The sequence below is a fragment of the Nocardia sp. NPDC051030 genome, assembly GCF_040683015.1.
Taxonomy (GTDB): domain Bacteria; phylum Actinomycetota; class Actinomycetes; order Mycobacteriales; family Mycobacteriaceae; genus Nocardia.
Map to the genome: position 1 here is coordinate 91,796 of NZ_JBFBCD010000005.1, position 23,133 is coordinate 114,928.

Genomic DNA, 23,133 nt, shown 5'->3' on the forward strand with positions numbered 1-23,133 from the left:
GCTCAAACGGATTCGATCGCCTCCAGCGCGGCCGACAATTCGGTCAGCGCATCCGCGAAGCGCGCGAGCCGTTCGATGCCGAGCTTCGCCGTGAGTTTCGCGGCCATCTCGGCGTGCTGCGGATCGATGCGCCGGAGCGCGTCGTGACCGGCCTCGGTGATGGCCACCAGCTTGGCGCGCTTATGCGCCGGGTTCGGGCGGTATTCGGCTAATCCCTTGTCCACCAGCAGATCCGCGATGCGCTGCACGCTCTGACGGGTAATGCCCATCTCGCGGGCGACACCGGCCACCGGCAGTGGCTCGCGCAGCACCGCCCCGAGCACCTGCCACCAAGCCGCGGTGATACCGGCGGGGCGCGCCAGTTCCTCTGCGATCGCGAGGAACTGGCCGTTCAACTTGAACGAGGTGATAGCGGCCGTGCTGAACAACTCCGGTTCGGTGCGGGTCATCTCACCTCCTGTGCGCCGAGGCCCGCATACTGCGAGCGATTCTCCCTCATTGCTCGCCGGACTCCGCCGCCCGCTTCTTCTCGTACTCGTCGAGCGCGTAGAAACCGGCGGGATCGTTGTGCCCGTACAGGCGGTACCAGGCCTCGAGCACGTGCGGTTCGTACATGTCCAGCTTGGCGAAGATCTCGCGCGCGAACTCGACCGGCATGGTGCCGCTGCCGGTGATCAGGTCACCGTCGGTGACCGCAGGCTCGTACACGAACTTTTCGCCGCCCGAATATCCGCTGAAGGCAAGGTATTCCGCCGCATTGCTGGTGTGCGAGCGATCGTCCAGCAGACCCGCCTTCGCGAGACCGAAGGTCGCGCCGCAGATGGCGGCCACCGGCACCCCGGCCGCGAGGAATCCCTCGGCCTTGCGGGCGAACGGGGCCAATTCGCCGCTCTCCCAGGTGTCCGCGCCCGGCAAGATCAGCATGGCGCTGTCGGCGGGCGACAGTTCATCGAGCAGAACATCCGTCGCGACCCGCAGGCCGCCCATCGAAGTCACCGGATCCGCGCTGATGCCAACCGTTTTGACCTGCCAGTTTCCCAGCTCACGCTGCCACAGTCGGCGATGGATGTAGGCCGTCGCGTAGCCGACCTCCCAGTCGGAGTAGGTGTCGAAGATGGCCAGGTGCACTGTTTTCATCATGACAGCATCCTGTCATATTTGACAGCATGCTGTCAATGACAGTCCAGACCCCTTCCCGGATACGACAACGGGGCCGGAACCGTCGATGACGGTCCGGCCCCGCAGGGGTCGTCATGAATTCAGCTCAGCGCACCCGCGAGGTCGCCGAGCAGGTCCTCGATGTCTTCCAGGCCGATCGAGATGCGGACCACGCCATCCGTAATACCCACGGCCGCACGGCCTTCCGGGCCCATGGCGCGGTGGGTGGTGGTGGCAGGATGAGTGATCAGGGTCTTCGAATCACCAAGGTTGTTGGAGATATCGATGATTCGGAGACCATTGAGCACCTCGAAGGCGCGCTTCTTGGCCTCGTCCGGGGCCGCCTTCAGCTCGAAGGTGACCACGGTGCCGCCGCCCGACATCTGCTGCTGCGCAAGGTCATACTGCGGATGCGACTTCAGGAACGGGTACTTCACCCACGACACCGCCGGGTGCTGTTCCAGGAACTCGGCGACCTTCAGCGCGGACTCGTTGGATTGACGCACGCGCAACGGCATGGTCTCCAAACCCTTGAGTAGCGTCCAGGCATTGAAGGGGCTCAAGGCCGGACCCGTATGGCGCATAAGGTTTTTCACCGGGCCGTCGATGTACTCCTGCGAGCCGAGGATCGCGCCGCCGAGGACTCGGCCCTGACCGTCGATGTGCTTGGTGCCCGAGTAGACCAGAACATCCGCGCCGAGGTCGAAGCCGCGCTGCAGCAGCGGGGTGGCGAAGACATTGTCCAGCACCACCTTCGCGCCCGCGGCATGCGCGAGCTCGGTGACCCGGCGGACATCCACCAGGGACTGCATCGGGTTGGACGGGGTCTCGAAGAACACGGCCTGAGTGGGGACGGACAGCGCCGCTTCCCACTCGTCCAGGTTCTCGCCGTCGACGAAGACGGTCTCCACGCCCCAGCGCGGCAGGATCTCATTGCAGACCACGAAGCAGGAGCCGAACAGGCTGCGCGCCGCGACCAGGCGATCACCGGTGCCGAGCAGAGCGGCCAGCGCGGTGAACACCGCGGACATGCCACTCGCCGTGGCGAAGCAAGCCTCCGCGCCATCGATCAGGCGCAGCCGCTCCTCGAACATGGCGACCGTCGGATTCCCGTAGCGGGAGTAGACGAAATGCTCGATATCGCCGGTGAAGGAAGCCTCGGCCGCCTCGGCACTTTCGTAGACGAAGCCGGAAGACAGGTAGAGGGCCTCGGAGGTCTCCTCGAAGCCGGAACGCCGCAGGCCGCCACGCACGGCCTGAGTCGCCGGGCCGACACCCTCGGGAAGCGGCTTGTCGAATGCGCCACCGGTGATCATGACTGCCTCCAATTCGAGCTAGGGCTGTGCGCGTTCGAGCCAGAGCCGTGCGCGCTCACGACTGCCGCCAGGGCAGGCCGTCCGCTCGCCAGCCGGTGCTGCCGCGATGCCCCTGCGCGTCCAGTGCGCCTTCGAAGCCCTCGACCACATTGAACGACGGCGCGAAGCCGACGGCCGTCGCGGCGGTGGCCGCGCCGATGGATCGCTGGCCGGAGCGGCAGATGAAGATGACGGGCGCGTCCGAACCGGCATCGCGGTCGGTCAGCGCCTGCTTCAACTGGTCGGCGAATCGGGCATTGGGGGTGCCGGTGGTGTCCACCCATTCGATGAGGGCGGTGGGCCGGCCGATGCCGCTGGTGTCGGGCACGCCGACGAAACGCCATTCGGCTTCGGTGCGCACATCGACCAGCACCGCATCCGGATTGTCGCGCAACAGTTCCCACGCCTGCTTCGGCGTCAGGTCACCCGCGTAGCTCACTTGTACCTCCTGTGAATCCGCACTTGCCGCATCGCTGTTCGATGCGTGGCCAGGTCGTCACCCGGAGCACCCCACCGCGGAGGAGGGTTGCCGACCAGCGAGCCGGGGCTTGCCACTGGTACTCATGACCTGGGTTGAGATTGACCGAGCGGGGGCCCCGGTGTCAAACCCTTCTCCCAGACCCTGGAACGCGCGCGCGGGCACGATCAGGCCGGAGCGGGGCTACCCGGCATTGCAGACCAGCCAGGTGTTGTCGGTCTTGGTGAAGTGCCAGGTCGAGGTGTTTTCCCGGCCGTCGGCGCGGACGGTGACCGCGGCGGTGGCCTTATCGCCGTCGATGGTGGTGTCGGTGACCTTGACGAGGTCGAACTTCTGGCCGGTCTGATCCGGGATATTCAGCGGCGAGCGCTTGTCGTCGAACCCGGGACACGCGGTGGCCTTGTCGAATCTGTCGGTGCCGCTGCCGGACTCGGTGAAGTTGCGGGCGGCGATGGCCAGTCGATTGGAATCTGTGAGATTCTTCTCAGCCGGTGACACCAGCGCGGCGATCACGATTCCGATGACCACCAGCACGATGACGCCCGCCGCCACCAGAAACGGCAACATGGTCCGGGTTTCGCCCTGGTCGATCCGTTCCGGCTTCTCCTCGACGTCGCTCATGGGTAGATCATGCCTGGTCGGCGCGGGTGTAAAGAGGCCGACACCGGCTTGCGCCGGAGATGGGCAGTCGCACAGTTCACCTACTCGGCGCGGGCGGGTGTCCACCTCACCGATAGAATCGGCACAATTCCCGCGCGGAAGCGGGAATAGCCATACCGTGCAGCAACGCTGCAGCGTCGGGGGTTCCGGCTCCGGAGCACCACCCCGAGGCGAGGGCGTCAACTTAGCCTAAGCTAAGAAACGACGGCTGAGTACGACGACAAGTAGTTTCGACCCAAAGGGTGCGCGTAAGAATGACCGAACAGAGTGCAGTCTCCGATCAGCACAACGGTGCAGCGACCCGCCCGCTCCGCATTGCGATCGTGGGCGCAGGCCCGGCCGGTATCTACGCCGCCGATGCGTTGATGAAGTCCGATGCCGACGTGAGCATCGACCTCTACGAGCGGATGCCCGCACCGTTCGGTCTCATCCGCTACGGCGTCGCACCGGATCACCCGCGCATCAAGGGCATCATCACCGCCCTGCACAAGGTCCTCGACAAGCCGCAGGTCCGCCTGCTCGGCAATATCGACTACGGCGTCGACATCACCCTCGAAGACCTGCGCGGCTTCTACGACGCGGTCATCTTCTCCACCGGTGCCAATGCGGACCGCGCGCTGGAGATCAAGGGCATCGACCTCGACGGCAGCTACGGCGCCGCCGACTTCGTCTCCTGGTACGACGGCCACCCGGACGTGCCGCGCAACTGGCCCCTCGAGGCCGAGAAGGTCGCGGTCCTGGGCGTCGGCAATGTCGCGCTCGATGTGGCCCGCGTGCTCGCCAAGACCGGCGACGAACTGCTCCCCACCGAGATCCCGCCGAACGTCTACGAAGGCCTCCGGGGCAATAAGGCCCTCGAAGTGCACGTATTCGGCCGCCGCGGTCCCGCTCAAGCCAAGTTCACGCCCCTCGAGCTGCGCGAACTCGACCACTCGCCGACCATCGAGGTCATTGTCGACCCCGAGGACATCGACTACGACGAGGGCTCCGAAGCGGCACGCCGTCATTCGAAGCAGGTCGACATGATCTGCAACACCCTCGAGCAGTGGGCAATTCGCGACGTCGGCAACCGCCCGCACAAGCTGTACCTGCACTTCTTCGAGAACCCGGCCGAACTGCTGGGCAATGAGGACGGCAAGGTCATCGGCCTGCGCACCGAGCGCACCTCCCTGGATGGCACCGGAAACGTCAAGGGCACCGGCGAATTCAAGGACTGGGACGTGCAGGCTGTGTACCGCGCGGTCGGCTACCTGTCGCAGAACATCCCCTCCCTGCCCTTCGACGAGCAGGCGGGGACCGTGCCCAACGAGGCCGGACGCGTGCTCGCGAACGAGGACGCCGACGGCGCGGACCGCTACCTGCCGCAGACCTACGTCACCGGCTGGATCAAGCGCGGCCCGGTCGGCCTCATCGGCCACACCAAGGGCGACGCCAACGAGACCGTGGCCTGCCTGCTCGATGACGCCGCGAACTTCACCCCGGCCGCCAACCCGGAACTCGACGCCGTCACCGCGTTCCTCGAGGCGAAGGGCGTCCCGTTCACCACCTGGGCCGGTTGGTACCGCCTCGACGCGCACGAGCGCGCCCTGGGCGAGCCGGAGGGCCGCGAGCGGGTCAAGGTCGTCGAGCGCGAGGACATGCTCCGCGCGAGCGAACCGGACAAGGTTTAACACCCCACCTGACCTGGCCGAATCCACCAGGCGGACAAGGCCATCCACACTTGTCACCGTTGTGAGGCATGCTAGATCACGTGTTCGATGCCCATGTCCACATTCTCGATCCGCGGTTCCCGCTGATCGAGAATGAGGGTTACCTGCCCGACCCCTTCACCATCGCCGACTATCGGCGGCGCATGCGGCGCTTCCATATCGACGGTGGTGCGGTGGTCAGCGGGTCCTTCCAGGGCACCGATCAGACCTGGCTCAAGGCCGCCCTCGCCGAATTGGGCGAGGGCTGGGTCGGCGTCACCAATCTGCATGTGGACGCCTCCGACGCCGAGATCATGGACCTGCACCGGGCGGGCGTGCGCGCGCTGCGGTTCAATCTCAAGCGCGGCGGCGGCGATATCGTCGGCCTCACCATGCTGGCCCTGCGCGCCTACGAACTGGCCCGCTGGCATGTGGAGCTCTATATCGACGGATCCATGCTGGGCTCCCTCGAACCCGTCATCACCAAACTCCCGACCCTCGCCATCGACCACATGGGCATGAGCGACGACTGCCTGCCCTACCTGCTGAACCTGGTCGATCGCGGGGCCAAGGTGAAGGCCTCCGGCTTCGGCCGGGTCTCCATGGATGTCGGTCTCGCCCTGCGCAAGATCCACACCGTGAATCCCGAAGCCCTCATGTTCGGCTCCGACCTGCCCGGCACGCGCGCGGGACGCCCGTTCCAGGACGCCGATATCGATGTGATCGCCGATGCCGTGGGTGGAGATCTGCACAAGGTCCTCGAGGACAATGCGCGCGCCTATTATGGCCTCCCCGTCAAGGAACGCACCTTCGAAGACCCGCATCCGACGCTGCCCATGTTCCGGGCACAGCCGTCCGTCGAGGCACCTACCCTGCGGCTGCACCGCTCGGAACTACCCAAGCCGCCCCCGGACACACTCCCCTTGCCGGTCATCAAGCCAGGCAAGCCGCGTCCACCCCGCGATACTCGGGATCAGCACCGCCGCAATCGTTTCGGCTAGATCGCGAGCGCCGCGATCAGCCAGACGCCGGACGCGAGCAGTGCGCCCAGCAGCTCGATCAGCATGGACAGGCCGACGCCTTTGAGTGCGTGCACCGTCGACTGCCACGCGGCTTGATGCTGTTTGATCCGCTGGAATTCCGAAAGGTACACGCCCAGTACGAATCCCAGGAACAGCCCGACCACCGGAATCACGAAGAACCCGATGATCCCGAGCAGCGCGCCGAGCAGCAGCGACCGATTCGGGACGCCCGCTTCCTTCAGTTTCCGGCCCGGCCAGGTGTATTTGATGACTCCGCTGATCACCAGAAGCGTTGCGCAGAGGGCGAAGGCGATCCAGGCGGACGCCCCGCCGGTCATGATCGCCCACACCAGGATCGCGGCGGCGATCAACACCACCCCCGGCAGGATCGGCACGATGACGCCCAGCAGGCCGATCAGAATCGCGAGGCCGACCAGCACCTCACCCCATGCGCTCACTTCGGTTCCTCCACCTCGGGTTCTCCGCAACCCTATCCGCGGGGAGCCTCGCCGGGGGCCTATCCAGGGGGTGCCTCGCCGAGGGTTCAGCACTTATTGTCATAGTGTCAACACTGGCCCTTGTGGGCCGGGGCACCAGATCGACGACGATTGAACCGAGGTAGGGGCGTGAGCACTCCATCCACCGCCAAGCAGGGCCCGCTCGCGGGCGTGCGGGTTGTTGAACTGGCCGGAATCGGCCCCGGCCCACATGCGGCACTGCTGCTCGCGGACCTCGGCGCGGACGTGGTCCGGGTACAGCGGCCCAATCAGCTGCCGGGCTTCATGGAGCGCCCGCAGTGGCGTGGCCGCACGATTGTCGAGGCGAACCTCAAGGATCCGGCCGATATCGAGAAGGTGCTCGGGCTGATCGAGAAGGCCGACGTGCTCCTCGAAGGCTTCCGGCCGGGCGTCACCGAGCGCATGGGATTGGGTCCGGACGTTGCGCTGGAACGCAATCCGCGACTCGTCTACGGCCGCATGACCGGATGGGGCCAGGAAGGCCCGCTCGCGGACCGGGCCGGGCACGACATCAACTACATCTCGCTGACCGGTGTGCTCAATGCGATCGGGCGCAAGGGCGAACGGCCGGTGCCGCCGCTGAACATGGTCGGCGACTTCGGTGGCGGGTCCATGTTCCTGGTATTCGGTGTGCTCGCCGCGCTGGTGGAGCGCCAGACCTCCGGCAAGGGTCAGGTCATCGACTCGGCCATGGTCGATGGCGCGCTGGCGCTTTCGCACATGATCTGGGGCATGAAGGGCGTGGGCCTGTGGTCCGACGAGCGCGGCACCAACCTGCTCGATACCGGCATGGCCTTCTACGACACCTATGAGACTTCGGACGGCAAGTACATGGCCGTGGGCTGCATCGAGCCGCAGTTCTACGCGGAATTGCTGAAGGGCCTGGAGATCTCGCCGGAGGGCCTGCCACACCAGATCGACCCGAACGGCCAGGACGAGCTGCGCAAGCTGTTCACGGAGAAGTTCAAGACCAAGACCCGCGACGAGTGGTGGGCCATCTTCAAGGACACCGACGCCTGCACCACGCCGATCCTCACCTTCACCGAGGCGGAGCAGAACGAGCACATTGTGGCGCGCACCGGACTGATCGAGATCGACGGCATCGTGCAGCACGCGCCCGCGCCGCGGTTCTCGCGCACCCCGGGCGGCATCCCGACTCCGCCGCCGAACGAGGGCACCCCGATCGAGCAGGTCTGGGCCGACTGACCCGATCACCCGCACGGACGACGAGCGGCGGCACCCGGAATGGGTGCCGCCGCTTCGCAGTTCGAGACCGATGTCCGAGGCGAGACCGATGCCCGGTTCGGGGACTAGGCCTCCGGCTCGACGAGCTGGATATCGAGCTCGATGGCGATCTTGTCGCTCAGCATGGCGACCGGCAGGCCGGGAGCCACATTGAAGTCGCTGCGCTTGATGGTGCCGGTGGCATTGAAACCGGCGTGCTTCTTGCCGTCGTTCGGGAAGACCTGCACGCCGCCCCACTCGACGTCGAGGGTGACCGGCTTGGTGACGCCGCCGATGGTGGCCTCGCCGGTGACCTCGAACTCCTCGGCGATCTTGACGGCCTCGGGAACGCGGAAGGTCAGGTGCGGCAGGTTGGCGACATCCAGGATGTCGGCGCTGCGAACATGGTTGTCGCGGAACTCATTGCCGGTGTCGAAGGAGTCGAAGTAGACGGTGGCCTCGATGGCGGCCTGGCCGTCGTTGTCCACCACGAACGCGGTCTCGAAGCGGTTGAAGCGGCCGCGAACCTTGGAGATGCCCAGGTGCTTGACCGTGAAGTTGACGGAGGAGTGCGCGGCGTCCAGGGTCCAGGAGCCGGGGGCGATCAGGGTCTGCTCGGAAGTCGTCATGGATATGAGTCAAGCGGACCGAAGTCCGGTTAACCACACCGTCTTGATCCTGGCACTGGCAGGGCTGGGATAACAGACCCCTGACCCTGGCACCATGGAGGAGTGTCACGCACCGAATTCGCCGAGTTCCTGATCGCTCGCCGAGGCCAGCTACAGCCCGAAGCCGTCGGTTTGCCCGCCGGACGCCGTCGCCGTACCCCCGGACTGCGCCGCGAGGAAGTCGCGGCACTGGCCGGCGTCAGTGTCGACTATCTGGCCCGGCTCGAACAGGGCCGCGACACCAATCCCTCCACCGCGGTCCTGGGTGCGCTCGCGGACGCCTTGCGGCTCAATGAGATCGAACGGCATCACTTCGGCAAACTGGCCTTCGGCCTCGAGCAGAAGGCCAGCTGCCCCTCCAGCGGGCAGGCCCGCGAGCAGGTCTCCGAAACCGTCCAGGCCGTCATCGACGCACTGCACCCGACACCCGCGTTCGTGGCCGGGCGCTGGCTCAACATGCTGGCCTGGAACCCGGCCTGGCGGGATTTCGCCGAGCCCATCGGGCTGCTCGAGGACACCGCGCACGGCAATTTCGCCTACTACGTGTTCGCCCACCCCGACGCGCGCGAGCACTTCCTGAACTGGGACGACGCCGCCGATATGGTGACCTCCACGCTGCGCGCCGCCCAGACCCACTTCGCCGACGACCCGTCCGTGACGTCCATGATCACGACGCTGCAAGGCTTCCCGGAATTCGACAAGCGCTGGCGCGAACACCGGGTTACCGATCATCGCTCGCTCGTCCTGCGCATCGCGCACCCGCAGCGCGGCGAGGTCGAAGTGGAAATCGAGACCCTCGATCCGGCCGCCGATCAGAGCGTCATGGTGTGGCTGGTGGATCGCCGCCAGGTCAGAACTCCCGGATTGCGGCTGGTCAACGAATAAAAGCCCCAGCTTCTCGGGCTTTCGTTCCCCCTGCTCACGAGCGGATCGGGAACTACAGTTGACCCATGGCTCGGAATTGGCCGATGGTCGAACGGGAACATGAGCTCGAGACGATCAAGACGGCGCTGACCAGCGGGGAGTTCGTCGGCGCCGTTCTCACCGGTGACGCGGGCGTCGGCAAGACCACCCTCGCGAGACAGGCCACAGCCGCCGTGGGCGGCAATATCCGCTGGGTGGCGGGCACCGAATCCGCCCGCAGCATTCCGCTCGGGGTCTTCGCGCACATGGTCGGGGTGTACACGGCGCACGATCCGGTGACCTTCATGGCCGCGGCGCGCGAAGCCCTGCTCGCGGACGGGCACACCATTATCGGCGTCGACGATGCGCACCTGCTCGATCAACTCTCCGCGACACTGCTGCTGCAACTGGCCATCGACAAGGCCGCGCACATTGTCGCCACCGTGCGCAGCGGGGTGCCGGTGCCGGACGCGGTCACCTCGCTGTGGAAGGACGGGCATCTGCTGCGCATCGACCTGTCCCCGTTCTCGCAGAAGCAGAGCGTGGAACTGGTCGAGAACATGCTCGGCGGGCAATTGGAGGGGTTCACCGCCAACCTCATGTGGGAATCCTCCGGCGGCAATGCGCTTTTCCTGCGGCACCTGATCGAAGGCGCGCTGGAGGCGGGCACGCTGCGGCAGGTCAAGGGGGTGTGGCAGTTGCGCGGGCGCGCGGCCGTCACCTCGGAATTGGCTGCGCTGCTGGAGGATCGGGTGGAGCAGCTGCCCGAACCGGTGCTGCGAGTGCTGGAACTGCTCACCTTTTGCGAGCCCATCGACCTGGACGTGCTCTCCGAACTGGCCGGTGCGGAGGCCGTGGAAACGGCCGAATCCCGCAGTGTCATACGGATAATGGAGAACAGCCATCAGCTGTTGGTGCGCTACAACCATCCGCTGTTCGGGGAGGTGATCCGGCGGCGACTTGGCATCGCCTCGGCGCGGCGATTGCGCGGACAGTTGTACACGTCGCTGAAGGAGCGGCCCATCCACTCCGCGTCCGATCGGATACGGCTGGCCGAATTGGCTTTGGACAGTGACAAATCCGCGGATCTCGAACTGTTCCTGGCCGCCGCCGCGGATGCCATCGGATTGGCGAATCTGCCACTGGGCGAACGGTTCGCGCGCGCGGCCGTGGAACGCCGGGGCGGGGTCGAGGCGGCCGACCTGCTGGCGCGCGCACTGCTGTGGCAGGGGCATCGCATCGAGGCCGAACGCACCCTCGCCGGATTCGATCCGGATCAGATGGACGAGGTCCAGCTGGCCCGGTGGGGCAGCACCCGGGTCTCGAATCTGTTGTGGTCCATGGGCGATGCCGATCGGGCCGACGAGGTACTGCAGTCCGTGCGCAGCCGGGTGAAGCATCCGAAGGTGGTCGCCACCCTCGACGGGCTGGCCTCGGCCTGCGCGGTCAACGAGAACAAGCTCGATGACGCGTTCGCGCTCGCCGAACCCGTCATGGCCGCCGACGACGCCCCGCCGTGGGCGGTGTACTGGGCGGCCTTCGGCGGTGGACTCTCATTGGCGCTCATGGGACGTGGCGATGCCGCCCGGCAGTATGCGGCCCGCGGGCACGAGGTCGAAACACATATCGACGGGCTCAATCGATTCATGCCCACGCACGCGGAAGTCTTGGCGCTCACTTTCACCGGTGAGATCGAGGCCGCACGGCGTTGCGCCGGTAGCCCGTCCACCTATTCCTCCCCCGGCCAATACCTGGCCTGGGGATTGATGAAGATCCTGCAAGGCACCGTGGACGTGGCGCAGGGGCATTTCCCGCAGGGCATCGACAATCTCGAGCAGGCCCTCGCCGCACTCGCCACCGAGGGCGCGGCCGCCTGGATGTTCCCCGCGAGACTGCGTCTGGCCGAGGCGTATTCGGCGCTCGGCCGCCCCATCGAGGCCGCCGAATCGATTGCCGCCGCGATCGAACGCGGCGGGCGGCACAGTGCCGTCTACGAACCGCAGTTGGAGATCGCGAAGGCCTGGCAGGCCGCCGCCGAAGGCACCGCCACGCCCGCCATCCGGCTCGCCCTCGGCGCGGCCGATGCGGCGGCGCGCTCGCATCAGCACGCCATCGAGGCCATGGCGCTGCATACCGCGGCACGGTTCGGCGATCATTCCGTGGCGGGCCGACTGGCCGATCTGGCCGCGCGGGTGGACGGCCGCCTGGTGCAGGTGCAGGCCCGGCACGCGGTCGCGGCGGCCGCACACGACGGGCCCGGATTGGATAATGCCGCAGCCGAATTCGAATCCATCGGGGTGCTGTTGTCGGCCGCCGATGCGGCCGCTCAGGCCGCGTCCGCGCATGAGCGCGCGGGCGACCGGCGCCGCCTGCTGGAATCCGCGGCCGCGGCGAATCGGCTGGCCGCGGCGTGTGGCGGGGCCAGTACTCCGGCGCTGCGCCAGTCCGCTCAGCCGCTACCGCTGACCTCGCGCGAGCGGGAGATCGCCAATCTGGTGGTAGCGGGGCTGTCGAATCGTCAGATCGCGGATCGGCTGACCGTGTCGGTGCGCACCGTGGAGGGGCATCTCTATCGCGCGTGCATCAAGCTCGATGTCACCGATCGTGAGGCGCTGGCGGAATTGATGCGCGGCGGGTCATCTCTCGGCAAATCAGAGATCTGACCGGGCGACAATGTAGTTAAGGCTTCAACCAGCGGTTTTCTAGTCGCGTGCGCGGACCGTCCCGTCATGTGCACCATGTCACATCGAGTTGTCAGTTATAGCTTCCTTTCAGTTAACATCCCTGCTCAGGTGACCAAGCAAGGTCCCGTACTCAGGTGACCAGCAGGTCTCGGGGGATCGACAGTTTCAATCCTGATGAGGGTGGTGTTTCGACGTGTCCCGTCGGCATAGCAAAGTGACAACCGGCGTGGCTCGACGCGTCATCATCGCGGGCGCGATCCCGCTGGCCCTCGCCGTCGGCTGCTCCAGCACGACCGACCAGAACGCCGCCGCCCCGGCCACGCCCGCGGCCGGCCGCTCCACCGAGCAGCCCACCACCCCGCGGACCCCCGGCACGGACAACCCGCCGACCGCCGACAGCGCGGCCCCCAAACTCCCGGCAATCCCCGGCACCAGCCCGTACGCCGCCACCACCCCGGTCCAGCCCGGCGTCACCGCCCCCGCGGCCGACCGCCCGAACGGCACCCGCCCGGTCCAGCCCGGCGTGACCACCCAGCCGACCCCCCGCCCCGATTACACGGCCCCCCAGAACTTCCGCCCCATCCCCGCCCCCGAGGCGGCCCCCGCCATCAACTGGCAGGACCTGCACGCCCCCACCGTCGTCACCCCGGTCGCCCCCATCGCCCCGCCCCCGCGCACCCTCCGCATCGGCGACTTCACCACCGCCGTCCCGGACGACGTCCCCGACACCGTCCTCAACCCGGTCAACGTCGGCGCAGCCAACGTCGAAGCAGCCTTCGCCACCGGTCTGAACTCCATCGGCGTCAACCCGAGCCGCTCTGACAAGATCGCCGCAGGCACCCTCGCCGGTGCGGCCCTCGGCGCGGTCGGCGGCGCTGCGGCCCTCGGCATTCCGGGCGCCGTCGTCGGCGCCGTTCCGGGTGCGGCGATCGGCGCGGTCGTCGGCCTGGGCGTCGGCGCGGCCGTAGGCGTCGGAGTGGCCGGTGGCCTCACCGCCGCTGCCCTTGTCGGCACGGTGGCGACCAGCGGCCTCGGCGCGGGCCTGCTGGCCATCCAGAGTGCCGCAGCCGGACCCGAGGTCGCGGGCTTCGCCGGCGGCGGTGCGCTGATCGGCGCGGGCGTCGGTGCGGCCGCAGGTGCCGCGATCGTCGGCATCCCCGCAGCCGTCGTCGGCGGTGTCGGTGGCGGCATCGCGGGCGGCGCCATCGGCGGCTTCCTCGGCGGTGCGCTGTGAGGAAGGCGCTCCGGGCGACCACTGTCGCAACAGCATTGATCGCGGTCGGCACGTTCGGCGCGGGCCTGGCCTCGGCCACTCCCCCGGTCGCTACGCCGGAACCGGGCGGCGTGATCCGGATGGATACCGTTCCGGGCGAGTGGTGGAACTGCGGCGGCTGGAGCCTGCAAGCACCGTTCGTCGGGTCCGACCCGGCATCCGGGTTGGCGGAGGGACGTCCCCTCTACCTGCACTTCGCCCCCGGCTCCGATGTCTGGGTGTTCTGCACCGGCACCAGCTTCCCCTTCAATTATTGGGGCCCGATCGTCAAGGCGGGCGCGTAGCCACCAGCTGAATATCGAAAGGGCGTCCGCACCAACCTGGTTGGTGCGGACGCCCTTTTTCGGCGTGTTGCGGTGCGAAGTCGGGGGTGGGGTCGTCCGGGTCATCGGTGGTGTCGAAGTCCTGATCAACAGCGTCGAGAGAGCTTCGGCGGGTTGGCAGATAAAGGCTTCAATACTGATGAAGGTGGTGTTTCGACGTGATTCGTCGGCATCGGACAGTACATTCGGGGACTACTCGGCGGGCTCTCGCGGTGGGGGCGATTCCGCTGGTATTGGCGGTGGGGTGCTCGGGGGCGACCTCGCGGAGGGCGGTTGCTCCGATTACACCCGTGGTGGTCAATGCCACTGCGCAGCAACCGATTTTGACGCAGTCCTTCGGACCGGGTGAACCGGCATTCGGGGATCGGGCGGATTCGCGCCCCGAACTGCCACCCGGCACCACGCAGCCGGGCGTCGCCGCGCAGGCGGGCGATCGGCCCACTCCCAATCGGCCCGGCATGCTTCAGCCCGGCGTCACCACGCCTCCGGCTCCGCACCTTCCAGACCTGCGCCTCCCGGACACGAGTCCGAACTTGCTGGCTCCCAATAAATTCCGGCCCATCCCCAATGCCGAAGCGCCCGCCATCGACTGGCAGCACCTGCATGCGCCCACACCGGTGCTCCCGGTCGCGCCGATCATGCCGCCACCACGGGTTCTGCGGATCGGGGCGTACACGTCTCCGGTGCCCGATAGCGTTCCGGAGAACCTGCTCGGACCGATCAATGGGAACGCCGCCGCACTCGAAGCGGGTATCGCGACCGGCCTGAACTCCTTGGGTATCAATGCAAGCCGGTCCGACAAGATCGCCGGATTGACCATCGCTGGTGCCGCCACCGGTGCAGTCGCGGGCGCAGCGCTTGCAGGACTTCCCGCCGCGGCCTTCGGCGCGGTGCCCGGAGCAGTCATCGGCACCGGTATCGGTGCTGTTGCCGGTGGGGCCATCGGCGCGATAGCAACCGGAATCCCCACCGCGGGTGCGGGTTCCCTCGAAGGAGCCGTGGTGGGCGCCCTGGCCGGGGCGGGCATCGGAGCCGCCACAGGTGCCGGAGCCGGAGCCGCGCTGGTCGGCATCCCGGCGGCCATCGCAGGTGGCCTGGCCGTTGGCCTCATCGGCGGTGCCGCCGGTGCCGCCTTCGGTGGTGCCGTCTGACTCGAGAGTGAGTCCGACCTGGTCCCGACCATAACCACCGCAGCCGCCGGTACCCCGGCGGCTGTCGCCGGTGACCTGGCGCGAACGTCCTTGCGGGCGTGCGGAGTTGTTCTCGAGTGGTCGCGGTGGCCGGGTCAGAAGAGGGTGGGTTCGCCGAAGCCGGGGGTGCGTTCGATTTCGAGGAGGCGCTGTTTGGTGGTGAGGCCGCCGGGGGCGGAGAAGCCGGTCAAGGCGTTGTCGGCGGCCAGGACTCGGTGACACGGGACTATCAGCGGGATGGGGTTGCGGCCCAGGGATTGGCCGACTGCTTGGGCCCCGTGTGGTGCGCCTATGCGGTTGGCGACGGCACCGTAGTTGAGAGTGTGGCCGGGGGCGATGGCTCGGGTCACGGCGTAGACGGCGCGGTCGAAGTCATTGAGGGCGGCCATGTCCAGGGGGATCCACTGGAGGTCGTCGAGGTCGCCGTTGAGGTGGGCGCGGATTCGGGTGATGACCTCGGCGATTTCGGGGGTGGGGTCGGCTTCGCGAATATCGACCGTGCGGTGGCGGCGCAGGATGTAGGCGCGGGTGGACTCCGGATCGCCGTCGGGGAGGGCGAAGCGGAAGACGCCGGAAGCGCCCCAGGCAATCGCGCAGGTGCCGATCGCGGTGTCGAAGAGCGCCGCCGACGCGAGCGGACGATCCGAAGCGGACATAAGGCCAGTTTGCACCCTGCCACCGACAAGCCTGTCGGACGGCAGGAGCCCGCCTGGATCCTCGGGTGCGACTACGGCCATCACACAGAACCCAGGCGGGGTTGGTCCGGACAGCAGTCGAGCCAGGCCGGAGGGAGTGGCCTGGCTCGATAGGACTGTGAAGTTCAGGGCCAGTTTCCTAGAACTGGACTGTCTCTCCTCGGCAGGGGATATTAGCCAGATCGGAGAAGACGCCGGACTTGCGGCGGACCGATTCGGCGTAGCTGCGCGGGGCAGGGACTTCGCGGTGCGCCTGGATAGCGGCCAGGTCCGAATACTGGCGCGCGGCTTCATATTCGCCGACTGACCAGTCCGACATGGGGGCATTCGGGCGGTAGCGGTCGAGGAGAATGCCCCAACGCTCACCCGACGTGGGTGCGAACCGGTACACCAGTCCGGCGAAAGCGGCTACAACCAGCAGGGAAACGAGTAGAGCGAACATGTCTCAATACTGGACCGATCTGGACTTGAATTAAATATCCAGTACCCGGATACTGGCCTGTATGGCGACACGAGTTATCGGCGCGGCCAGTCTCACCCGCGACCTGGGCCGCTGGCGGCACGACGAGCCCGGCGCGCCCGCGGCCGACAGCGCCAAGCGCCCCACCCGCCCCGCGTATGTGGCATTGGCCGAAAGCATCCGGCTCCTCATTCACGATGGGCGCGCGCCCCTCGGCGTCGCGCTGCCCAGCGAACGCGATCTGGCCACCACCCTGGCGGTCAGCCGCACCACCGTCACCTCCGCGTACACGCTGCTGCGCGAGCACGGTTATCTGATCAGCCGGCAGGGTTCCCGCAGCACGGTGGCGCTGCCGCCGACGGTCGTGCACGACGGCACCAAACCGGCGCGCAGCATCCTGGCCATGATGGCGCAGCCCGAGGTGGCCACCGTCGACCTCACCTACGCGGCCATGTCCGCCCCGCCGCAGATGACCGAGGCGTACTCCTATGCCCTGCAAGGACTTCCGACCTATCTCGGCACGCACGGCATGGACCCGGTCGGCGTACTCCTGCTCCGCGAGGCGCTGGCCCGCCGCTTCACCGATCGCGGCGTGCCCACCGCACCGGATCAGATCCTGATCACCCTGGGCGCGCAGCACGGCCTGCGCCTGTTGCTCAATGTGCTCACCACCCCCGCCGAACGGGTGCTCATCGAACACCCCAGCTATCCGAACGCCATCGAGGCCATTCGCGATGTGGGTGCGCGCCCGGTGCCGGTGCCGATGCGCCCCGACGGCTGGGATATGGACGGAATTCGCAGCGCCGCAAGGCAGACCGCGGCCAGCGTCGCCTATCTGATCCCGGACTTCAACAATCCCACCGGCTTGCTCATGTCCGCGGACGAGCGCGCCGAACTGGCCGCCATCGCCCGCGAGACCCGGATGACCGTGATCGTCGACGAATCCATGGTGGACCTGAACCTCACCGAGGGTGAATCCATGCCTCCCGCAGCGTCTTTCGCCCGCGGTTCGGAGATCGTCACCATCGGTTCGGCCTCGAAGTCGTTCTGGGGTGGCCTGCGCGTCGGCTGGGTGCGCGCCAACCAGAACCTGATCGCCAAACTGCTCGGCACCCGTTCCACCGTGGACCTCGGCACCCCCGTCATGGATCAGCTGGCCACCGTCCACCTGCTCCAGCACGAGAACGAAATCCTCACCACCCGTAAGGAACAACTCCGTTCCCGCCGAGCCACCCTCCTGGACGCCCTGGCCGAAGACCTCCCCGACTGGCGCGTATCCCCCGGCGCGGGCGGCATGTCCCTCTGGGCCCAACTCCCCGCCCCCGTCTCCACCGCCTTGGCCGCCACCGCCCCCAACCACGGCGTATTACTCGCGGCCGGACCACGTTTCGGCGTCCAGGGCGCCTTCGAACGCTTCATCCGCCTCCCCTTCACCCACGAGGAGCCAGAACTCCGCCTGGCCGTGAAATCAATAGCCGCCACCTACGCCGCCCTGACCCCCCACGCCGCCGACCCCCTCGCCCCCCTCGCTCCCCTCTACTGACCAACAACGGAGCCTCATCGGTGAGGGAGCTCTGGTGGCGGGATTTTGCCCGAATCCACGCCACCACAGCTCCCTCACCGCGTCGCGAATGATCGCGGCCATCGCGCGCCAGGTCGGCTACGAGGGGCCTTCGCCTTCAACGTGGCATTCGCGCGATGTTCTCCGTGGTGGCTTCCCCGGTGAGGACCGGGAAGTCCCCGGAAATGGTTTCGCCCCCACTGCGTGTGAATGCAGCGGGGGCGAAATGTGAAGCGGGGCAGGCTACGCCAGGATGTCGTGGCGGACGATGGTCTGGTCGCGGCCCGGGCCGACGCCGATGCAGGACATGCGGGCGCCGGAGAGTTCCTCGAGGCGCTTCACGTAGTTCTGGGCGTTGATCGGGAGTTCCTCGAAGGTGCGCGCACCCGAGATGTCTTCCCACCAGCCGGGCATTTCCTCGTAGATCGGCTTGGCGTGGTGGAAATCGGTTTGGGTGGTGGGCATTTCCTCGACGCGCTTGCCGTCGACCTCGTAGGCGACGCAGATCGGCACGGTGTCCAGGCTGGAGAGCACGTCCAGTTTGGTGAGGAAGTAGTCGGTGATGCCATTGACGCGGGTGGCGTAGCGGGCGATCACGGCGTCGAACCAGCCGGTGCGGCGGGCGCGGCCGGTGGTGACACCGACCTCGCCGCCGGTCTTGGCGAGGTAGGTGCCGGACTCGTCGAAGAGTTCGGTCGGGAACGGGCCGGAGCCGACACGGGTGGTGTACGCCTTCAGGATGCCGAGCACCGTGGTGATCTTGCTGGGGCCGACGCCCGCGCCCACGGCCGCGCCGCCCGCGGTCGGGTTGGAGGAGGTCACGTACGGGTAGGTGCCGTGGTCGACGTCCAGCAGGGTGCCCTGCGAACCCTCCAGCAGCACGATCTCGTCGCGCTCCAGCGCCTGGTTGAGCAGCAGCCGCGAATCGGCGATGCGGTGCTTGAAGCCTTCGGCCTTCTCGAGCACCTCGTCGACCACCTGCTGCGGATCCAGCGCGCGGCGGTTGTAGATCTTCACCAGCACCTGGTTCTTGAATTCCAGTGCGGCTTCGACCTTCTGGGTGAGGATCTTCTCGTCCAGCACGTCGGCCACGCGGACGCCCACACGCGCGACCTTGTCCTGGTAGCAGGGGCCGATGCCGCGGCCGGTGGTGCCGATCTTCTTATTGCCGAGGAAGCGTTCGGTGACCTTATCGATGGCCACGTGGTACGGCATGATCAGGTGCGCGTCGGCGGACAGCAGCAGGCGGGAGGTGTCCACGCCGCGCTGTTCCAGGCCCGCGAGTTCGGCCAGCAGCACGCCCGGATCGACCACGACGCCATTGCCGATGACGTTGGTCACATCGGGTGTGAGGATGCCGGACGGGATCAGGTGCAGCGCAAAACTGTCGCCATTCGGCAGCACGACGGTGTGACCGGCATTGTTGCCGCCCTGGTATCGCACCACCCACTGGACCCTGTCGCCGAGCAGATCGGTCGCTTTGCCCTTGCCCTCGTCGCCCCACTGGGCGCCGATCAGCACGATTGCCGGCATTTCGAAGTCTCCTACGGGTTCGACGCGCAGCACCGGTGATGCTGCAGCTACCCGCCGTCAGAAGGCGGTGGCCGGAGGGACAGTCTACTGGAGCCTGTCGATACCGCCTGGTTGGGCATGCGGCAAAGCGGACAGAGTAACGGATGAGCAGCGAGACCGGCGTGGGGTTTGCGGCGGGGTTATGGTGGCACGGGGAGTACGGACCGGCAGGGGGTCCGGCGAAAACGCAGCGAGGCGATTGGTGTTGTCAGGTCAGAGGAGGGTGCGCGGCAGTTGAGTACCCATGTTCTCCGCTGCGACGGCGCGCCGGTACCCATCGCGCTTGCTTCCCTTCCCACCACCCAGACCGCGGCCATCCCGACCGGCACCGAATTGGATGAGCTGCTTCCGGTCATGGCCGCCGACAGTTTGCCCCGTTTGATCGTGCTCGGTGAGGACGCCGGACTGGCCGCGGTGCTCACCCACCTGCTGCGCACCGAACGGCTCAGCGTGGAAATCGGTTTCGTGCCGGTGGACCGCACGTATGGTTCGCGCGCCTATCAGACCGGCACCGGTTCGGCCGCCGCCAAGCGCGCGCTCGAGGGTAAAGCCATGGAGACGCCGCTGATTCGCGACGACACCGGCAAGGTGTTGATCGGTCGCGCCACCCTGGTCGGGGCGGGCGGGGAGAAGCTCGAGGGCGAGGCGTACGTGGACGACACCCGGTTGTTCACCGGAAAGGTCGCCGCCCTGCATATTTCGCCGACCCTGGAAATGCCCGGCTTGCAGGCCACCGTGCAGCGCGGATTGTTCCGCCGCCGCCGCTGGATCGAGGGGCGGGCGGCGCAATTGGGCACGCGCGGCGCCGTCGTCACCCGCGATGGCGTGACCACCGACAAGGTCGTGCCGCGCTCCACGTTCTACCGACACCACGAGCCCTGGCTGCTGGTGCGCTGACCGGCGTGGGGTTTGCCGCAGAATGGAGGCGGCTGCCACGCCGTCCAGTCCGGAATACGCCCGGACGTGCGGGCCGGTGCGCCGAAATCGTTCAACCGGTCGAGCCATTGGAGCTGCTAGTGCTGGAGCTGTCGAAGTGAGTTACCCACGCGCGGTGGATCGTGCCTCCGGGGCGGTGCGGCCGAGCCCGATATTCCTGGTCGTCGTGCTGATCACGGTGGCGGGCGGCCTGCTCGCCTGGTACGCCGATCTACTGTCGCGGCAAGCGCAATTCGGCGTGTTCGTGATGGTGGTGGCGGGCTGGATCGTCTCGGTCTGCCTGCATGAGTTCGCGCATGCGTATGTGGCGTGGCGGGCCGGGGATCATGAAGTCGAGGTGCGCGGATATCTGACGCTGAACCCGCTCAAATACAGTCATCCGCTGCTGTCGATCGGATTGCCGGTGTTGTTCATCGCGCTCGGCGGCTTCGCGCTGCCGGGTGGTGCGGTGTATGTGCATTCGCATTCGTTCAGCCCGCGCACGCAGCGGATTCTGAGCGGTGCCGGACCGGCGGTGAATGCGGTGTGCGCCATCGTGCTGCTGGTGATCGTGAAGGTGTACGGCAGCTCGTATTCGCATCCCGCGTTCTGGTACGGGCTGAGTTATCTTGCGTTCCTTCAAATCACGGCGACCATCCTGAATCTGATCCCGGTGCCCGGCACCGACGGGTACGGGATTCTGGAGCCGTCGCTGAGTTATAAGACGCGGCGGTCGGTGGATCAGATCAAGCCGTACGGCATTCTGATTCTGGTGGCGCTGCTGTTCGTGCCGGAGGTCAACAGGTTGTTCTTCGATGCGATCCATTCGCTCTTCGACCTGTCGGGTGTGCCGTCACGGTGGCCGAGTTACGGCGGAACGCTGACCCGGTTCTGGCTCTGAAAGGCCGCTGGACAATCGAATTCCGGGTTGGGTGGGCCGCCCGGACGACCCGGTGAAAATACCCGGGCGGCCCCATTCGCAATCACGGCGGTGACCCTTGCCACCCATCATTGCGAATCCTGGGCCGGGCTACCCCTCGTGAACCCGGCCTGTTCCGAACGTTAGAGGCGCGCAATCGGATTAACCCGAGTAGTGGACTACCCGAAGATCAGTGTGCGCGTCCTCAGTCGATGGGTGTCACGTAGGGATGCGGGACGGTCGGCGGTAGCAGGGCCATGGCCGACAGGCGGCGGACGCCACAGACTTGCATGAGATCCACCACGACGGAACGCAGTTGGGCGAAGACGACATGCGCGGACAGTCCCGCGCCGTCCACCAGATCCTTGGTCGCGGCCTTGCCGACCGAGCGCAGCTGGCGGGTCGCCTCGGCGGCGTCGGGTTGGTCGCCGGGTTCGGCGAGCATCATGCGGCGCACCACATCCACTGCCTGCCCGAGCTTCTCGACCTCTTGAATGAGTCGCGGATCGAGCACCTCGTCGTCACGCACCGAGGTGAGGGCGCGGCGCAGCAGGACACGGGTATTGCGGATGGCATTGTCCAGCGGGTCGGCGGCCTCGCGCAGCCGGTCCAGGCGGGCGCGAGAGTTCCAGTACAGCGGGGAGATTCGAATGATCTCCCGGCTGCCCTCGAGGGTATTGCGCAGGGAGTCGATGGGTGCCTGGGTATTGCGGGCCGACTCCAACGCTTCCTTGATCTTGTCCGCATCGTGTTCGAGCAGGCCGTCCGCGGTCTCGGTGAGCGCCTTGCCCATGACACCGAGAATGTCGGCCGCCTGCTGGCGGGCGCGACGCACCGGATGCAGCGGAATCGCCGCCGCCACCACGATTCCCACCAGACCGCCGACCAGCGCGTCCACCATGCGCAGGCCCGCACCGCCGGTGTGCGGCGGCAGCAGGGTCGCCACCAGCACGGCGGAACTGGCCGCCTGCATGGTGATGATCGGGCCGCCGTCCAGGAAGACGGCGGTGCTCATGGCCAGGATCACCAGCAGCGAGATCTGCCAGACGCCGGTGCCGACCTGGGAGACGAACAGGTCGCCGATGCCGATGCCGACCGCCACGCCGACGATCAACTCCACCGACCGCCGCAGCCGCGCACCGAAGGACACGCCGATCGAGATCATGGCGGCCATGGGTGCGAAGAACGGTTGCGGATGGCCGATCACGTGATGCGCGATGAACCAGGCCAGGCCCGCACCGATCGCGCATTGGATGATCGGCAGCAAGGAAGAGCGCACCCGTAGGGCAGCGGTGCGCATGCGCTGGACGCCGCTCTCCCTGGCGGCGTCCATGGCCGTACCTAGGCCACTGGTCGAATCCGAGCTGCTCAGTCGAGCCCCAGTTCGGCGGCGGCGCGGGGATCGCAATCCTCGAGCAGGTCGAGGCAGCGCGCGTACTCGTCGGTTTCGCCGATGGCGCGGGCGGCCTTGGCCAGCACGGCGACGCAGCGCAGGAAGCCCTGATTGGGTTCGTGGCTCCACGGCACCGGGCCGAAGCCCTTCCAGCCATTGCGGCGCAAGAGATCCAGGCCGCGGTGGTAGCCGGTGCGGGCGAACGCGTAGGCGGCGATGGTGTCGTGATTGACCTCGCCCTGTCCGCGTTCGCAGGCGGCCTCGGCGAGATGCGCCCAGGCGATGGAGGCCGAAGGATGCGCCGCCGCGACCAGCACGGGGTCTTGTTTTTCCAGCAGCGCATCCTCGGCGTCGATGTTTTCCGGAAGCAAGACGGGCTGCGGTCCGAGCAGATCACCGAAGGAGGTCATGCCGATCATTCTGCACCGACCGCCCGAATGCTCAGTAGGCTGACCGTCGAATACAGTTCCGCCG

At 67.2% G+C, this 23,133-nt stretch carries 23 protein-coding genes and 1 riboswitch; of the genes, 11 read left to right on the top strand and 12 right to left on the bottom strand.

The window, feature by feature from the left end:
• Window positions 1-2: 2 nt before the first annotated feature.
• The 5 genes from AB0N05_RS18100 to AB0N05_RS18120 form a co-directional block, all read right to left on the bottom strand.
• Window positions 3-449 (bottom strand): helix-turn-helix domain-containing protein, encoded by a 447-nt coding sequence (locus AB0N05_RS18100; RefSeq protein WP_364694931.1) that lies wholly within the window; start codon window positions 447-449, stop codon window positions 3-5.
• A gap of 46 nt (window positions 450-495) precedes the next feature.
• A complete protein-coding gene (locus tag AB0N05_RS18105; protein ID WP_364694934.1) occupies window positions 496-1,140 on the bottom strand; it encodes a type 1 glutamine amidotransferase family protein in 645 nt (214 codons plus the stop codon).
• Window positions 1,141-1,259: 119 nt separating this feature from the next.
• Entirely contained in the window at window positions 1,260-2,474 is a 1,215-nt protein-coding gene (locus AB0N05_RS18110; RefSeq protein ID WP_364694937.1) for an O-succinylhomoserine sulfhydrylase, read from the bottom strand.
• A 55-nt stretch (window positions 2,475-2,529) separates the two neighbouring features.
• Complete coding sequence (locus tag AB0N05_RS18115) at window positions 2,530-2,952, bottom strand: rhodanese-like domain-containing protein (protein ID WP_364694940.1); 423 nt, start codon at window positions 2,950-2,952, stop codon at window positions 2,530-2,532.
• Between the two features lie 14 nt (window positions 2,953-2,966).
• Window positions 2,967-3,082: riboswitch (SAM riboswitch) on the bottom strand.
• Between the two features lie 92 nt (window positions 3,083-3,174).
• Entirely contained in the window at window positions 3,175-3,612 is a 438-nt protein-coding gene (locus AB0N05_RS18120; RefSeq protein ID WP_364694943.1) for a DUF4878 domain-containing protein, read from the bottom strand.
• A 293-nt stretch (window positions 3,613-3,905) separates the two neighbouring features.
• Between AB0N05_RS18120 and AB0N05_RS18125 the strand changes: the two genes are divergently transcribed.
• On the top strand, window positions 3,906-5,321 hold the full coding sequence (locus AB0N05_RS18125; RefSeq protein ID WP_364694946.1) for an FAD-dependent oxidoreductase: 1,416 nt from the start codon (window positions 3,906-3,908) through the stop codon (window positions 5,319-5,321).
• Between the two features lie 80 nt (window positions 5,322-5,401).
• Window positions 5,402-6,340: an amidohydrolase family protein gene (locus AB0N05_RS18130; protein ID WP_364694949.1), complete on the top strand. Its 939-nt coding sequence runs from the start codon at window positions 5,402-5,404 to the stop codon at window positions 6,338-6,340.
• Here AB0N05_RS18130 and AB0N05_RS18135 read toward each other — a convergent pair.
• On the bottom strand, window positions 6,337-6,819 hold the full coding sequence (locus AB0N05_RS18135) for a DUF456 domain-containing protein (protein ID WP_364694952.1): 483 nt from the start codon (window positions 6,817-6,819) through the stop codon (window positions 6,337-6,339). The genes AB0N05_RS18130 and AB0N05_RS18135 overlap by 4 nt on opposite strands.
• A gap of 168 nt (window positions 6,820-6,987) precedes the next feature.
• Between AB0N05_RS18135 and AB0N05_RS18140 the strand changes: the two genes are divergently transcribed.
• Window positions 6,988-8,085, top strand: a complete 1,098-nt coding sequence (locus AB0N05_RS18140) for a CaiB/BaiF CoA-transferase family protein (RefSeq protein WP_364694955.1) — start codon at window positions 6,988-6,990, stop codon at window positions 8,083-8,085.
• A 104-nt stretch (window positions 8,086-8,189) separates the two neighbouring features.
• Here the strand turns inward: AB0N05_RS18140 and AB0N05_RS18145 are convergent, their stop codons facing one another.
• On the bottom strand, window positions 8,190-8,732 hold the full coding sequence (locus AB0N05_RS18145) for a YceI family protein (RefSeq protein WP_364694958.1): 543 nt from the start codon (window positions 8,730-8,732) through the stop codon (window positions 8,190-8,192).
• 102 nt (window positions 8,733-8,834) lie between these two features.
• Here AB0N05_RS18145 and AB0N05_RS18150 point away from each other — a divergent pair, with 102 nt between their 5' ends.
• From AB0N05_RS18150 to AB0N05_RS18170, 5 genes are all read left to right on the top strand, one after another.
• A complete protein-coding gene (locus AB0N05_RS18150) occupies window positions 8,835-9,656 on the top strand; it encodes a helix-turn-helix transcriptional regulator (RefSeq protein WP_364694961.1) in 822 nt (273 codons plus the stop codon).
• 65 nt (window positions 9,657-9,721) lie between these two features.
• Window positions 9,722-12,337 carry a LuxR C-terminal-related transcriptional regulator gene (locus tag AB0N05_RS18155; RefSeq protein WP_364694964.1) on the top strand — a complete coding sequence of 872 codons (2,616 nt, stop codon included), beginning with the start codon at window positions 9,722-9,724 and terminating at the stop codon, window positions 12,335-12,337.
• Between the two features lie 247 nt (window positions 12,338-12,584).
• A complete protein-coding gene (locus tag AB0N05_RS18160; protein WP_364694967.1) occupies window positions 12,585-13,592 on the top strand; it encodes a hypothetical protein in 1,008 nt (335 codons plus the stop codon).
• On the top strand, window positions 13,589-13,915 hold the full coding sequence (locus AB0N05_RS18165; protein WP_364694970.1) for a hypothetical protein: 327 nt from the start codon (window positions 13,589-13,591) through the stop codon (window positions 13,913-13,915). The genes AB0N05_RS18160 and AB0N05_RS18165 overlap by 4 nt, the downstream gene beginning before the upstream one ends.
• Before the next feature lie 329 nt (window positions 13,916-14,244).
• Complete coding sequence (locus tag AB0N05_RS18170; RefSeq protein ID WP_364694973.1) at window positions 14,245-15,105, top strand: hypothetical protein; 861 nt, start codon at window positions 14,245-14,247, stop codon at window positions 15,103-15,105.
• 134 nt (window positions 15,106-15,239) lie between these two features.
• Here the strand turns inward: AB0N05_RS18170 and AB0N05_RS18175 are convergent, their stop codons facing one another.
• Together AB0N05_RS18175 and AB0N05_RS18180 are read right to left on the bottom strand one after the other, a co-directional pair.
• Window positions 15,240-15,800: a methylated-DNA--[protein]-cysteine S-methyltransferase gene (locus tag AB0N05_RS18175; RefSeq protein ID WP_364694975.1), complete on the bottom strand. Its 561-nt coding sequence runs from the start codon at window positions 15,798-15,800 to the stop codon at window positions 15,240-15,242.
• A 178-nt stretch (window positions 15,801-15,978) separates the two neighbouring features.
• A complete protein-coding gene (locus AB0N05_RS18180) occupies window positions 15,979-16,281 on the bottom strand; it encodes a hypothetical protein (RefSeq protein ID WP_364694977.1) in 303 nt (100 codons plus the stop codon).
• Window positions 16,282-16,342: 61 nt separating this feature from the next.
• On the opposite strand from AB0N05_RS18180, the gene AB0N05_RS18185 reads away from it, so the two are divergent.
• A complete protein-coding gene (locus AB0N05_RS18185; protein WP_364694980.1) occupies window positions 16,343-17,842 on the top strand; it encodes a PLP-dependent aminotransferase family protein in 1,500 nt (499 codons plus the stop codon).
• A 261-nt stretch (window positions 17,843-18,103) separates the two neighbouring features.
• Here the strand turns inward: AB0N05_RS18185 and AB0N05_RS18190 are convergent, their stop codons facing one another.
• Window positions 18,104-19,393 (bottom strand): adenylosuccinate synthase, encoded by a 1,290-nt coding sequence (locus AB0N05_RS18190; protein ID WP_364694982.1) that lies wholly within the window; start codon window positions 19,391-19,393, stop codon window positions 18,104-18,106.
• 273 nt (window positions 19,394-19,666) lie between these two features.
• Here AB0N05_RS18190 and AB0N05_RS18195 point away from each other — a divergent pair, with 273 nt between their 5' ends.
• Both AB0N05_RS18195 and AB0N05_RS18200 read left to right on the top strand, forming a co-directional pair.
• A complete protein-coding gene (locus AB0N05_RS18195; protein ID WP_364694985.1) occupies window positions 19,667-20,329 on the top strand; it encodes a hypothetical protein in 663 nt (220 codons plus the stop codon).
• 136 nt (window positions 20,330-20,465) lie between these two features.
• Window positions 20,466-21,248 (top strand): site-2 protease family protein, encoded by a 783-nt coding sequence (locus tag AB0N05_RS18200; protein WP_364694988.1) that lies wholly within the window; start codon window positions 20,466-20,468, stop codon window positions 21,246-21,248.
• A 223-nt stretch (window positions 21,249-21,471) separates the two neighbouring features.
• Here the strand turns inward: AB0N05_RS18200 and AB0N05_RS18205 are convergent, their stop codons facing one another.
• Together AB0N05_RS18205 and AB0N05_RS18210 are read right to left on the bottom strand one after the other, a co-directional pair.
• Entirely contained in the window at window positions 21,472-22,599 is a 1,128-nt protein-coding gene (locus tag AB0N05_RS18205; RefSeq protein ID WP_364694990.1) for an FUSC family protein, read from the bottom strand.
• Window positions 22,600-22,634: 35 nt separating this feature from the next.
• Window positions 22,635-23,069: a DUF3151 domain-containing protein gene (locus tag AB0N05_RS18210; protein ID WP_364694993.1), complete on the bottom strand. Its 435-nt coding sequence runs from the start codon at window positions 23,067-23,069 to the stop codon at window positions 22,635-22,637.
• Between the last annotated feature and the right edge of the window lie 64 nt (window positions 23,070-23,133).

Excerpts from the sequence above, each read along its gene's own strand:
- AB0N05_RS18100 (WP_364694931.1), bottom strand. The coding sequence starts at position 449 with ATGACCCGCACCGAACCGGAGTTGTTCAGCACGGCCGCTATCACCTCG.
- AB0N05_RS18105 (WP_364694934.1), bottom strand. The coding sequence starts at position 1,140 with ATGATGAAAACAGTGCACCTGGCCATCTTCGACACCTACTCCGACTGG.
- AB0N05_RS18110 (WP_364694937.1), bottom strand. The coding sequence starts at position 2,474 with ATGATCACCGGTGGCGCATTCGACAAGCCGCTTCCCGAGGGTGTCGGC.
- AB0N05_RS18120 (WP_364694943.1), bottom strand. The coding sequence starts at position 3,612 with ATGAGCGACGTCGAGGAGAAGCCGGAACGGATCGACCAGGGCGAAACC.
- AB0N05_RS18125 (WP_364694946.1), top strand. The coding sequence starts at position 3,906 with ATGACCGAACAGAGTGCAGTCTCCGATCAGCACAACGGTGCAGCGACC.
- AB0N05_RS18145 (WP_364694958.1), bottom strand. The coding sequence starts at position 8,732 with ATGACGACTTCCGAGCAGACCCTGATCGCCCCCGGCTCCTGGACCCTG.
- AB0N05_RS18155 (WP_364694964.1), top strand. The coding sequence starts at position 9,722 with ATGGCTCGGAATTGGCCGATGGTCGAACGGGAACATGAGCTCGAGACG.
- AB0N05_RS18175 (WP_364694975.1), bottom strand. The coding sequence starts at position 15,800 with ATGTCCGCTTCGGATCGTCCGCTCGCGTCGGCGGCGCTCTTCGACACC.
- AB0N05_RS18180 (WP_364694977.1), bottom strand. The coding sequence starts at position 16,281 with ATGTTCGCTCTACTCGTTTCCCTGCTGGTTGTAGCCGCTTTCGCCGGA.
- AB0N05_RS18185 (WP_364694980.1), top strand. The coding sequence starts at position 16,343 with ATGGCGACACGAGTTATCGGCGCGGCCAGTCTCACCCGCGACCTGGGC.
- AB0N05_RS18190 (WP_364694982.1), bottom strand. The coding sequence starts at position 19,393 with ATGCCGGCAATCGTGCTGATCGGCGCCCAGTGGGGCGACGAGGGCAAG.
- AB0N05_RS18205 (WP_364694990.1), bottom strand. The coding sequence starts at position 22,599 with ATGGACGCCGCCAGGGAGAGCGGCGTCCAGCGCATGCGCACCGCTGCC.
- AB0N05_RS18210 (WP_364694993.1), bottom strand. The coding sequence starts at position 23,069 with ATGACCTCCTTCGGTGATCTGCTCGGACCGCAGCCCGTCTTGCTTCCG.